Source organism: Lentisphaera marina, from assembly GCF_028745505.1.
Lineage (GTDB): Bacteria > Verrucomicrobiota > Lentisphaeria > Lentisphaerales > Lentisphaeraceae > Lentisphaera > Lentisphaera marina.
Genome location: NZ_JAQZZL010000001.1, coordinates 2672854 through 2685871, shown reverse-complemented (window position 1 = coordinate 2685871; position 13018 = coordinate 2672854). Strand labels below are relative to the sequence as shown.

Sequence of the window (13018 nt, the reverse complement as noted above, 5' to 3'; positions counted from 1 at the left end):
AGCACTTTTGGCTGGACTGTGGTTATATAATGAATTAAAAAGAGCTAAACCCAAGTCAGACCTCTCGATGGAACGTTTGTGTCGTTGTAAAAACTGTTCACACATTTACTTAATTTCACGTTATGAAACGATGTCACGTTGCCCTCAATGCAATGACCTTAATCATGTAACTGATAGGACGAGAATTTAATGCGTATTATTGGTGGTGGTGCCCGCGGTATTAAGTTGGAAGCCGGAGATAACCCGGTGACACGACCAACGACGGATCGCTTAAAGGAGACTTTATTTAATATGATAGGCAACTTGGAAGGTGATGTGGTAGCCGATGTGTTTGCCGGTTCAGGTGCGCTAGGTTTAGAAGCTTTGTCCCGAGGAGCAAGTAAAGTTTATTTTATTGAAAATGATTTTCAGACAATGAAGATTATTAAAAGTAACTACGAAAAAGTTAAGAAATCTATGGCAGGGACATGTGGCGACGTTGAATTTATTTGCCAAGATTGGCGTCAAGCACTAAGTCAAATTAACACTGAGCTTGATGTGCTCATTTCTGACCCTCCTTATGGGGAGGATAGTGAACTGGCGCGCGAGTTATTATCAAGTGAAGAACTTTTGAAAGCAGGTACTGATAATCTGTTTGTTATTTTAGAACATTTAACTCGGAGTCAGCTCAGTTCAGAGAGTTGGAAGAGATTGAAAGTTAAACACTGTAATCCCACAAGCTTTTCATTTTTTGAAAGGACCAAATAAATGGATAAAATGGAGCCAAACGATCAATGGGATGAATATGATTGGGAGCATGTTATGCGCCAATCGGATCTTTATGCCCATAAATACATGGAATTATTCAGTGATTTTGGGGAAGTCTCTGGAGCTGATGAACACATTATGGAACAGCTGCAGGAGTTTCAATTACCGGGTATGGATGAAGATGATTTCGATTTTGAAATTGAGAGTGAGCCCTTTGATCCGATAGAAATGAATACTCCAGCTTACTTTTATGAGCGCGATAAATCTTATCTCTTACTTAGGCAGGTTTCTATTGGTTGGTGTAATATTTTTTCAACCTTACTTACAGAAGAAGATCGCCCCTATGGTGTAAAAATAATTTTTCACTTAGGTCGAGCATTAGCTTATTATCAAGGTTCATTAGCGGATGGTCAGTACGATTTGCCGGCGTCTTTTATCTCAGCAGGTAAACGGGCCCTAAAAAATCTGAATGCGGCCCTAGGTTTAATTGAAGACTTGGGCAGAGTTCATAAGCGCTATCTGACAATTACAGTGGCGATGATGGGGCATTTAAGGCAAGTCCACGACGCAATAGTTGATCATTTGACTAAGTTACGTACAGAAGAAAAATGAAGTCACTAGGTGAAAAGTGGTTATTGTATAAAACACAACTTAGTGAAATTCAAATATACATTATCAAGATCTTTGCCTTGTGTCCACAATACTTTTCCCCCTTCCAAGTCACAAAAGTTTTGCGGGATGCGCAAATTGACGAGGGCGTAGCTCTTAGTACAGATAGTATTAAAGATGAGATACGAAGCTTACGAGAATTCGATATTGATGTCTTTTCTTTTTCGAACAAGTACTCAAGTTTGTTTCAAACAGAAGTGCTGATGGAAATGGTAGATGATGGAGACTTAGATCATTTTTATTTAAAGTTTATTGCACCGCAATTATCGGAAGTGAGAATTTGGGATTTAGCAGAAAAAAGGATTTACTTACGTTATTTCTATTTATCTGGGCAGGATCCATCGAGCATCAAAAAAAATGTAAATTTTTATGCTAAGACACTCATTAAACCACAGTGTGAAGGCTTTGCCTATACATCGAAAATTAATCCCGAATTACTCAAAGATTTTTGGTATGAACTCTTGGTGGATGATTTTTTGACGGGACCAATGGCACGAGAGTATGAGGAAGAATTTAGTCAGTGGGTGGAGCAGTCCCCCTTTATATCTAAGTTCAATCAATTAGCCAAAGCACTTAAAGAAAAAGATTTTTTCAGATTAAAAATCCTTTCTCGAAATTGGGAGGAAACTTTAGCCAAAGATTTAGTCGAAGCTATCGACCAATTTTTTCGAGGAAATTATCGAGAAGCCTCAAGAGCTCTTACGCGCTTGGCAAAATTAAAATTAGATAAGTGGACGCAGTTTCCCAATGAACTTGATGAGATCTATTTGCGGTGTTTAGCTCTGAGTGGTTTGCGCGGAGATCGCAAAATTTTGGAAGGGCGACAATTACAGAATTCTCATAAGCAAGCTTTGTTGCATATAAATGAATACCGTGAAACAGGGCAGCTACCACCGATGCGAGAGCTTACTCTACACGGTAGTGAAATCAGTTTTTATAAAGCTTTGCGACTCTTTATGGAGAAACGTAAACTTAGTGAATCGGAGTTGAAGGAGTGTGGCTACATTGCCGAACAAGATAGTGAGGATCAGCTTCTTTACAGGGAGTGGCTGTCTCTTTTAAAGTTGGCAGGGAGTGATAAAAATCCCGTACAATTACAGACCTTAAATGAATGCTTGAGCTTTCCTAGTTTTAGTTCTTTCATTGAAGTGAAGGAGGAATGGGAGACGGGCTTGGAGTTTATGGAAAAACTTTTTTCTCCCTTGGAACAGTATCGCGTGATTTGGAGATTTACTCTTAATGAAGCGGGCTGGGACCTAAGGCCCTATGAGCAAAAGCACGGTAAATCAGCTTGGTTAAAAGGTAAACAAATTAGCTTTGATAAGCTTCAACACAAAACGTACTTGAGTGAATTAGATAAGCAGATTTTATCGAGGATCGTTTATCAGAGTGGAAACTACATTGAATGGACAGGTAATGATGTCCTTGAATTAGCTGCTCAGCATCCCTTATTATTTGATGCCTATGACTTAGATCAGTCGATTTCTATCGAGATAGAAGAAGGCGGAATATGCTTAGATGAGAGTGATAATTTTTTCATTTTAGATCTTCCCGATGAATACAAAAGAAACGTCATTATTAAACGTGCCGGTCCCTACAAATATAAGTACTATCGCTTCCCTGAATGTTTTGAAGAGATTCAGCAGCAATTGGGAGTAGAAGGCTTAAGGGTTCCTAAAACTCAAAATGAGCGTTTAAGAAATTTGATTCCGCAAGTCAGTCAGCAAATGCCAGTTATGAGTAATTGGCGAGATGAAGAAAATTCTAAAGCGCAATTAAATGAATCATTTAGCGATATTCGCGTCATTGCCGAGCCCATGGATGAAGATGAAGGGGTGAACTTCCGTTTACGTGTGCCTGTGTTTGGATCAGGAACTCCGGAGTTTGTTCCGGGTGAAGGTCCTGTGGTTATCTGGAAAGATGGAAAGCAATGCCTGCGTGATATAGATGAAGAGAAGCGTAAACTGCAAAAAATTCTAAGTTTAGTTGATGATCTTCCACACATGGAAGAGGATGGTTTTTTATCGCTTTATGAACAACAGCTGGCGCTAGACTTTTTAATGGCTCTTCACGAGAACGAAATTGATATTTTCTGGCCCAAGAAAGCATGGTCAATCAAAGCGGCTAAAGGTCAGCTCAATGTGAAGATAGAAAAAGATGCCGATTGGTTTAGCCTCCATGGGAATGCTGAATTTGATGGTGACGCACTGCATTTTGCGGAATTATTTAAAAACTTATCTCAAGATGGTTCCTATGTGAAGCTCAGTGATGATCGCTTTATTAAGTTGAGTCTTCAACTTAAGGAGCAAATACAGATTATGCAGGCCAATTTAGGGGAGTATGAAGGTGCCTTAGGCTTCCCTAAGTTAAGGCAGAGTGAGATGGCGCGCGCTTTGGCGAATGTGGAAGATAAAGTATTACCCAAAAATTGGGATGCCGATGTGAGTAAATTGAGAAATGTCTTCAATCGTCGTTTCATTATTCCGAAAGATTTTAAAGCTGATCTACGGACTTATCAGGAAGAGGGTTTCCAATGGTTGAGTCGTATGGCAGAATGGGGTGCTGGAGCCTGCTTGGCAGATGATATGGGCTTGGGGAAAACAGTGCAGGCCTTAGCAGTGCTCTCGGCACGAGCTCACTTGGGAGCTAGTTTAGTTGTAGCACCGACCTCGGTTTGTGGTAATTGGCAAGAAGAAGTGAATCGTTTTTCGCCTAATCTCAAAGTCAAAATTTACGATTCGTCATTTACGGACTCCGCAATAGATAACTTGTCTGAATTTGATTTGCTCATCTGTTCTTATACAATGTTACAGCGCGATGTAGAATCGCTTTCGCGAGTTCAGTGGAATGGCGTTGTCTTAGATGAAGCTCAAGCAATTAAAAACCCCCAGAGTGGACGTTCAAAAGCGGCGCGACTTTTACACGCGAAATTTAAGATTGCAACTACAGGAACCCCTGTGGAGAATCATCCAGGAGAAATCTGGGCCTTATTTGATTTTTTGAATCCAGGATATTTGGGGAGTCAAAGTTCCTTTGGCAAAGAAATTAATTCTGGAGGTGTGAGCCAGGCCATGAATGGCTTAGGGGAGCGATTACGAAGACGCGTTCAGCCATTCATTCTACGACGCCTCAAGAAAGATGTCTTAAAAGATTTACCTGAACGCACTGAAATTAATTTGCGAATCCCGCTAAGTGCCGAAGAACGAGGAGTCTATAATGGCCTGCGTGCATGCGCATCAGAGCGCTTAGGGAAGCGCGGTGATCGCAAAGATAAGTTCTTCATTTTAGAGGAAATTACTCGTTTGCGTCAGGCGGCTTGTAGCCCTTCATTACTCGATAAACAATTCAGTGATCAGAGTGCGAAATTACAACGTTTTATTGAACTGGTAAAAGAACTCAAAGAAGCAGGGCATAGGGCTTTAGTTTTTTCTCAATTCACGAGCTTTCTAGATCTTGTTGAAAAAGCCTTGTGTGAAGAAGATGTAGATTTTTTACGCTTGGATGGTAGTACACCAGCGAAAAAACGTCCGCAGCTTGTTAAAAAATTCCAAGAGGGGCAGAGTTCCGTGTTTCTAATTAGTCTTAAGGCGGGTGGGTTTGGACTTAATTTAACGGCTGCAAATTATGTTATTCATTTAGATCCTTGGTGGAATCCAGCGGTTGAAGATCAGGCAACTGACCGAGCACATAGGATTGGTCAAGAAAAGGCGGTGACAGTGTATCGTTTGATTAGTGAGGGTACAATCGAAGAGAAAATTCTAAAGCTTCATGAAACAAAACGTGAGTTGGCGGACTTTATGCTGGGAACACAGAGTTCATCAGCAAAAATGTCAGCTGATGAATTACTTCGCCTATTAACTTAAGTTTCTATTTATCTTCCAAAAGGTGACAAGAGACTAAATGTTCGTTCTCATTACTGGAGTAGCTTTTTAATATGGGCACTTGGCTCTTGCATTTGTCCATGGCCTGCGGACAGCGCGTATGGAAGTGACAGCCTTGAGGAGGTTTGAGCGGTGAAGGAACGTCACCCTCAAGTATTTGAGCCGTCTTTTTTTCTGCGGGGATCCGGCATGGGGATCGCCGACATGAGTGCTTGAGTATAGGGGTGGAGAGCATCAGAATAAAGTGTGTCAGTATCAGTAATTTCGACAATTTTTCCTAAGTACATGACCGCAATGCGATCTGAGACATGGCGTACAACTGAGAGGTCATGAGAAATGAAGATATAAGCTAAATTCATTTCTTTTTGGAGATCCATAAGCAGGTTTAAGATCTGAGATTGAATAGATACGTCTAAAGCAGAGACGGCTTCATCACAAATAATGAGTTTTGGCTCAAGGGCAATGGCACGGGCAATACTAATTCTTTGGCGTTGGCCACCAGAGAATTCATGGGGGTAACGATTATAAGAATCCTCCTGTAAACCAACTTTCTTTAAAAGCTCAATAGCACGTTCTTTTCTATCTTTTGCGGTTTTTCCAATGCCGTGGATTTCTAGTGGTTCCTCAATGATACGACCTACAGTGTGTCGGGAGTTGAGTGATTCTCCAGGGTCTTGTAGGATAACTTGAATATCCTTACGGGCATCACGCATTTGGCTCTTACTTAGCTCAGTGAGTTCTTTTCCAAGGAACTGAACAGATCCTCCGGTGGGCTTATAAAGCTGTAAAATAGCTCGTCCAAGAGTGCTTTTGCCGCATCCAGACTCTCCCACTAAACCCAAAGTTTCTCCAGGTTCGACTTTTAGGCTTACATCATCAACAGCAAAAACTTTAGCAACTTGACGACGTAAGAGTCCTCCGAAAACAGGGAAATGCATTTTTAAATTTTGTACATTTAGCATAAGGAAGTCTCCTGAAGAGCTTTTTGGCAAATGGGGCACCACTCAATGCGATGTGATTCAGTAATTTGTTGGATTTCAGGTCGTTTTGTTAAACTTTCTTCATCATGAGGGAAGCCTGATCGTGGCCCAAAGCGACAGCCATCTTTAAGTTCTTTGAGGGAAGGTACAAGCCCTGAGATAGTTTGAAGTTGCGTTTTTCTTTGTTGACTCAATTGGGGTAGAGAAGCCATAAGCGCTTTGGTATAAGGATGGGAAGGTTTTTCAAAAAGTTCAATAACTGGAGCCTGCTCAACCATTCGCCCCGCATACATCACTAAGACTTCGTCACAACTTTCCGCAACAACACCAAGATCATGAGTGATGAAGATTATGGACATATTATTTTTTTTCTGGAGATCTTTCATGAGCTGGATGATTTGAGCTTGAACAGTCACATCCAGTGCGGTTGTCGGTTCATCGGCAATCAGTATGTCGGGTTCACAAGAGAGGGCAATAGCAATCATCACACGTTGGCGCATGCCACCCGAGAGTTGGTGGGGGTACTCATGCATGCGCTTATCGGGAGCAGGTATGCCCACCTTTGTGAGCATTTCTAAAGAGCGATTCCAAGCATCAGCTTTTGTTATTTCTGGGAAATGAAGGAAAAAGGTCTCCATAAGTTGCTTTCCAACGGAGTGAACAGGATTAAGTGCCGTCATGGGCTCTTGGAAAATCATTGAGATTTTATTGCCACGGATTTTTAACATTTCCTCTGGGTTCATGTCGAGGATATTTTTACCATCCACAAGAACCTCACCAGTAGATTGTCCCATGGGTCTGGGGAGAAGTCTAAGAATTGATAAGGCACTCACGCTTTTTCCCGAGCCAGATTCACCAACGATGCCAAGAGTTTTTCCTTGTGGTAAATCAAAAGAAAGTTTGTCGACGGCGCAAACAGTTTCATTTTCCAAGGCAAATGTGGTACTCAAATTTTTTACCTGTAGCATTAGGGAGCCCCTTTATAACGAGTGTTTTTGATGAGGGGTGGGATGTCGTAAATGATTTCTTTCTTTGTCATTTTTGCTCGGATTTCTTTTTGGAGCTCTACATCAATCCAAAAGAGACCGTAGGCGTCCATGATCATGTCATTACTAGGAGTGGCTATAAAAGGTGGGTATTTGACCCAGCGCCATAGACCTTGGCGGAAGTAAGGAACTTTATAAGTAGGAACAGCAGGAGCCAATTCGAATAAACGTTCTTCGATCTTGTGGGCTAATTCGACACGAGTGGGAGTGTCGAGGGCAAAACGATATTCATCAATCATCTGACTGACTTCGTCATCGTCTAAGTTCGATAAGTTATTGTTTTGTTTTTTATGAGCAAAACTTTGGTGGAATTGCCCTCTGTATTGTGGACGTAAACCGGCACCCCAGCCATGCCAGGCAATTTCATGTTCTTTGTTTAGCATGGCTTTAAAGACGGCAGTAGTGTCAAAATTATCAAGTTCTAAATGAAGACCGAGTTTTTTAGCTTCATTTTGCAAAGCTAAAATTCGCTGCGTATGAAAAGGGGCTGCATACAAGATTTTGAAACTCAATATTTCGCCTTTATCATTTATTCTTACACCATCTCTAGCGATTTTTGTATAGCCGGCTTTGTTAAAGTATTCAATAGCTTTTTGAGGGTTAAAACGTCGAGCTTTTAATGTAGGGTGAGAGTATTCGCCGTAGCCTTCATGAAAAGTCTCTGAACGTTCATAATCTCCATACAAAACGGTATCCAACATGTTTTGAATGTTGAGTGCATAAATAATCCCCAAGCGAAGGTTTTTGTCTTTGAGTCGAGGGTGATCGAGGTTAAAGCTTATTTGTGATGACCCTTCGGGTTTTTGAGTGTAAAACCAGAGTTTTTGCATGTAGCCACGGTCGACAGGATCCAGGTATTTGGCTTTTGAGTGCCAGTAGTTGGGGAGGAGAAGGGCAAATTGATCGAGTTGGCCCAGTTTAAATTTTTCAAAAGCTAAGTTAGTGTCACGTATCACGGTATAGCGAATTTGATCGACATTATAGCGGTTTTTGTAGTATTTCTTATCTTTAGCCCACCAGTTTTTGTTGCGCTCAAAAGTGACTTCTTTACCTTTGATAAAAGAACTGATGTTATAGGGACCAGTTCGAGGTTGGATTTTCCAGTTGTGGTTTTTGACCCAGTTTGCCTCGACGTCTTCTACTGTGATTTCAACAGAGGGTTCTTTAGGTGTTTTTTCGCCTTCTTTAGCTGAGGTTACTGAGCTTTCGTACTCATCTTTGATTTTTAATATGTTCGGCGGGACCTCTTTGTTATCCCTTTTTAAATATGAGATAGCTCGGCTTAGGGGGTATTTCTTGCGTATTTCGCGAAGTTCACCATAATAGTGATAAGGAAGGGGACGCATGGCAGCTTTTAGCACAGTGTCAGCCATAGGAGAGGGCAGTTTGACGGCAATTTTGTGTTTATCAAATTTTAGTATATCAGACACCATAGTGGAGTAATATTGATTGTACCAGGGAGCGACAATCCCTGGAGATCTCATAGCCTTTAAGCGGAAGATGAAATCGTCTGCTATTACGGGCATGCCATCATCCCATTTAGCATCAGGATCAATTTTGAAATAGACTATCGTGCGGTCTTTACTAATGGCCCATTCTTTCGCTAGTGCTGGTATGAGTTTTTGAGTCACAGGGTGTACGTCCACTAGACCTAGGTCATTATCGTCCATAGCACCTCTAAAGCCGGAGTTTGAGTCAGGGCCTACTTGCCTGAAATTTGGTGGAAATGAAGTGAGGGATGTATTCCAAGTACCACCTTTCGTGGCCTTAGGGTCTGAGAAGATGTCTTGATCCATGCCGTTGTGCCACACTAAATCAGTGGGCCATTGTTCATCACAAATGGGGAAAGGTTTAGGTCTTTTAATATCAGCAATGGAGATATTTTCTCGTGTTTCACGCAAAAAGGTGTTTTTACGAGCAGCTAGGAGGATGATCGTTAAGATTGAGGCGAAAAATAGAAAGCCCACGACTGTTAAATATTTTTTCATTCGAAGTGTGAAATCTTTTTTGGGTCAAAAGCTTGGCGAATACCTTCGCCTACCGCGTTAATTAAAAATAAAACGAGTACCATGGCACAGACAATAGAAGTGATAATCCATGGTGCTTGAATATTATCTGTGCCGAGTTTTATGAGCGAGCCCCAACTGGGGTAATCTTTTGGTAGGCCATAACCCAGGAAGTCGAGTGAGGTTAAACCGATGATGGAGCCTGATATTGAAAAGGGGGCAAAGGTGACCAGGAGTGAAACGACGTTCGGAAGGATGTGTTTAAAGACAATGCGTGTATCTGAAGCTCCGGCAGCACGAGCGGCTAAAACATATTCACGTGATTTTTCCTTTAGAGTTGCGGTTCGCATATACCAAGTCATGCCCATCCAACCAAGTGATACATAGATCCCAACTAGTGCCCAAAAGCCCATCGTGAAGCCATGACTACGTAAGATGGCCGCAATAATAATGATGATGTAAAGGAAAGGGATATTGGAAAGTACTTCAATCACTCTTTGCATGAGTAAGTCATACCAAGAACCTAGATAACCCATGGCGCAGCCTATAGCAATGCCAATGATATAGTTAATGATGAGGAGTATGATGGCAAAAGCAATAGCAATGCGGTAACCGTAGCTTAGTTGTGCGAGAATATCTCGGCCAGTACTATCTGTCCCCAAAAAGTGTTTGCGTGCCAAGCTTGGAGGTAGGGGATGGTATTTTTGTGAGTCAAGTTTACCTAAGGCTTGGTTGCGAGTGAGTTTGAGTTGATAGATCTTTTCTTTGTTAGCGTTAGGGTCTATTTGCAGTTCTTTGATTTGTTTACTATAAAAATCTTCAGTTTTTTTGAGTTGAAGATCAATAGGTTCTGTATCGATCTTAGTTATGCTGCGATAATGATAAGGAATAAATGGCATCATTAGCCAGTTTCCATCTTCAGGTTTTTTACGGAAGGTTTTTTGTAACTCTAGGTAGTTGGCTTCGCTCTCATTTTCTAAACCAAAGGTTTTTGCGGGGATCGCATTTTGGATGAAAGGGAAATGCATTTCGCCTTTGTAATAGACGACTAGAGCTTTGTCGTTAAAGAAGACTTCTGATAATAAAGAAATGATTGTGAGAGCAAGAAAAATTTTCAAACTCAACATGGCCATCTTGTTTTTAGAGAACCTTTGCCAGCGCTGTTGATTAATCGGATTCATTAGTCGAACTTCACTCTAGGATCAATATAAGCTACGCAAATATCAGAGAGCAAATTACCTACCATTTGTAAGATGCAGGATATAGCTAATACGCCCATGACAACTTCATAGTCGCGGCTCTCTAAAGAATTAAACCCTAGTAGTCCGAAGCCTTCAATATTAAAGACGGTTTCAATAAGGAAAGAACCGCCAATGATAATCGAAATACTATTGCCAAAATGTGTTGCTAAAGGGATGAGGCTATTATCTAATGCATGTTTAAAGACCGCTTTTCTGTAAGGAACTCCTTTGGCGAGAGCGGTGCGAATATAATCGTAAGAGAGATTGTCTAACATGGTGTTTTTGACCAACATGGTCATGAATGCAAAAGAACCAATGAGGTAACAGCTCATTGGCAGGACAGCGTGATGAAGTAGGTCGTAAATTTTCCCCCAAAAACCTAAGGAATCATAATGGTCGGAGACGAAATTCCCGAGGGGGAATAATTGCCATTGACCTGCAAAATAAACCAAGAGGATGGCGCCAAATGCATAGCCTGGAATTGCGTAAGCAACGAAGACAAAAAAGGAACTGATGTTATCGCTAAGGCTTTCATTTTTTAAAGCTTTGAGAACCCCCAGGGGTACGCAAATTCCATAGATGAAAAACATGGAGATAACTCCATAGAAAATTGAAATAGGCATGCGGTTAATGACGAGTTTTGAGACGGGTTCATTGTAGGTGGCAGAAACACCTAAGTCTCCACTGAGAGTTCTTCCTAGCCATGCGAAGTAATCTGCCCAAGCATTATCACTTATGTTATACTGAGCCATGAGCTCAGCCTTATCTTCGTCTGATAATTCACCTGTGGCAAATTTATCTAATTCGTCGTTGTATGATCCAGAAGATTGAGCCCCTTCTTCCAGTTGAGCCATCATCATACGCTCTTTTTCTCTTTCGATCGGTCCTCCTGGAACCGTTCTGCAAAGGAAGTAGACGAGTATAGTGATCACCAAAAAAGTGGGGATCATGAGTAAGATTCTTCTAAGTATATAAGTTCCCATGTCCTTAAGTTTCAACCATGCGAAATAAGTTAAAGTCCTAGAATGGAATATGACTTGAAAAATCTATGATTTTTTCATGCTTTTGGGGGGAGGTGGAGGGCGTCTAGATAAACGTGAGTCAATATCTCTAAAAAGTGCTTTGGCCTTTGGCCCTCCAGATACTTGAAGGTAGTCACAAATGAAGCGATATCGTTGTGTATTTGACAAGTAATAGATCGCAAGGCGTGCTAGGCAGGATAGATCAACGATTCGACCTCGCTGAGAATTAAAGTTCATGGTGCGGCCACGAGGGCTATCAATCCAAAAAGATTGCCATTGTCTATCTTTATTTTTCTTGATGAGTATATTCCGCCAATGAAGGTCAAAATGGAAGAAGTTGTTGTTGTGGGCAGTTAGAGTTTGTTTGAGGATTTCTTTGGATAGAGAACGGTAGATCTCGTTTTTTTCACTTGCGTCTTTTATGGTGTGCCATTTTTCAGCGTAGTCACTCAAGTCCTCTGCGTCTTCAATTGCCTCTGTTACAATAAAATTTTCGTGAAGGCTTGCTATGTTTCGGCGTTCACCATAAGCAATGACTTGCGGGCATGGGATGCCGATTTTTTTCATGATCAAATAATTGCGTACTTCTGTAAGACATTTGGAAGGTCTTAAGAAAAATTCCCAAAATTTATCGTGAAGTTGGTAGGTTTTGAAAAAGGCTTTTTTACCATTTTTTTCAACGAGGAAGCAGTTTACTCTCTTGCTTCCACTGACTTGTGTTCCTGCTTTGATTTCGGTCCAAGGAACTGTTGGTAAAATTCCTAGACTCTTAAGTTCAGTTTCCCATGGTTTTTCGTAATGTGTAAATGTCCCATGGAGGCATGGTAATAATTTCATAAGCTTAAATTGAGTACTTCGGGTAACTTTTCAGAATCAATATAGGAGAGGTAAAGCTTTAGCTCACGGATGGATTCTTCGATATCATTCATCGCGCGATGAGCATCTTGTTTATGAAAGCGCAAATCCAAGAAAGTTTGAAAAATGGCTTTCCAGGAAGAGACGTCAACAATGCGGTAGTGGAGTTTTTTTGCGAAACTCGGCATGAATTTTTCAATGAACATACGATCTAGGCTTAATGAACTGCCGCATAAAAATATTTGTTTGTTTGAAAAATGTTTGTCGGCAAGTTTGAGTAGGTCAATCTCGACTTCTTGTATGAAACGTCCATTAATTGCTTCTTTAGCGAGGCCATTGGCCGTATGAGTTCGAGTGTTCCATTCATCCATTCCATCAATGATAGACTGTGGAGTCCTTATAACGGCTTGAAAGCGATCAATTATGTCGAGCTTGTGATCGGTGATGAGTATAGCTATTTCTAGGATACGGTTGGTTTCTAAGTCCAAACCAGTCATTTCCATATCAATCCAGAAGAGTTTACTCATTGATTAGCCTTAAGATGCTTTTTTTAAAAAAAAAGGAGCACCTA

9 protein-coding genes and 1 pseudogene are annotated in these 13018 nt (G+C 41.1%); 3 read left to right on the top strand and 7 right to left on the bottom strand.

The annotated features are described in order from the left end of the window. Positions 1–189: 189 nt before the first annotated feature. Genes rsmD through PQO01_RS10765 form a run of 3 tightly spaced genes read left to right on the top strand, consistent with a single transcriptional unit; the run spans position 190 to position 5279 of the window. Positions 190–747, top strand: coding sequence for a 16S rRNA (guanine(966)-N(2))-methyltransferase RsmD (rsmD, locus tag PQO01_RS10775; RefSeq protein WP_274314014.1), 558 nt, complete (start codon positions 190–192; stop codon positions 745–747). Then, entirely contained in the window at positions 748–1359 is a 612-nt protein-coding gene (locus PQO01_RS10770) for a hypothetical protein (protein ID WP_274314013.1), read from the top strand. Beyond that, the gene (locus PQO01_RS10765; protein ID WP_274314012.1) at positions 1356–5279 is read left to right on the top strand and encodes a DEAD/DEAH box helicase; all 3924 of its coding nucleotides are present in this window, start codon (positions 1356–1358) and stop codon (positions 5277–5279) included. The genes PQO01_RS10770 and PQO01_RS10765 overlap by 4 nt, the downstream gene beginning before the upstream one ends. A 4-nt stretch (positions 5280–5283) precedes the next feature. On the opposite strand, the pseudogene PQO01_RS10755 reads toward PQO01_RS10765, so the two are convergent. The 7 genes and pseudogenes from PQO01_RS10755 to orn all read right to left on the bottom strand — a co-directional run bounded on the left by PQO01_RS10755 (position 5284) and on the right by orn (position 12974). Continuing rightward, positions 5284–6259, bottom strand: a pseudogene (locus PQO01_RS10755) (ABC transporter ATP-binding protein). After that, positions 6253–7245: an ABC transporter ATP-binding protein gene (locus PQO01_RS10750; protein ID WP_420792904.1), complete on the bottom strand. Its 993-nt coding sequence runs from the start codon at positions 7243–7245 to the stop codon at positions 6253–6255. The pseudogene PQO01_RS10755 and the gene PQO01_RS10750 overlap by 7 nt, the downstream one beginning before the upstream one ends. Next, positions 7245–9311, bottom strand: a complete 2067-nt coding sequence (locus PQO01_RS10745; RefSeq protein WP_274314008.1) for an extracellular solute-binding protein — start codon at positions 9309–9311, stop codon at positions 7245–7247. The genes PQO01_RS10750 and PQO01_RS10745 overlap by 1 nt, the downstream gene beginning before the upstream one ends. Further along, a complete protein-coding gene (locus tag PQO01_RS10740; protein ID WP_274314007.1) occupies positions 9308–10510 on the bottom strand; it encodes an ABC transporter permease subunit in 1203 nt (400 codons plus the stop codon). Before PQO01_RS10740 ends, PQO01_RS10745 begins: the two co-directional genes overlap by 4 nt. Continuing rightward, the gene (locus tag PQO01_RS10735; RefSeq protein WP_274314006.1) at positions 10510–11520 is read right to left on the bottom strand and encodes an ABC transporter permease; all 1011 of its coding nucleotides are present in this window, start codon (positions 11518–11520) and stop codon (positions 10510–10512) included. The genes PQO01_RS10740 and PQO01_RS10735 overlap by 1 nt, the downstream gene beginning before the upstream one ends. A 96-nt stretch (positions 11521–11616) precedes the next feature. Beyond that, complete coding sequence (locus PQO01_RS10730; RefSeq protein WP_274314005.1) at positions 11617–12429, bottom strand: lipopolysaccharide kinase InaA family protein; 813 nt, start codon at positions 12427–12429, stop codon at positions 11617–11619. Beyond that, positions 12426–12974, bottom strand: coding sequence for an oligoribonuclease (orn, locus tag PQO01_RS10725; protein WP_274314004.1), 549 nt, complete (start codon positions 12972–12974; stop codon positions 12426–12428). The genes PQO01_RS10730 and orn overlap by 4 nt, the downstream gene beginning before the upstream one ends. Positions 12975–13018 lie beyond the last annotated feature (44 nt).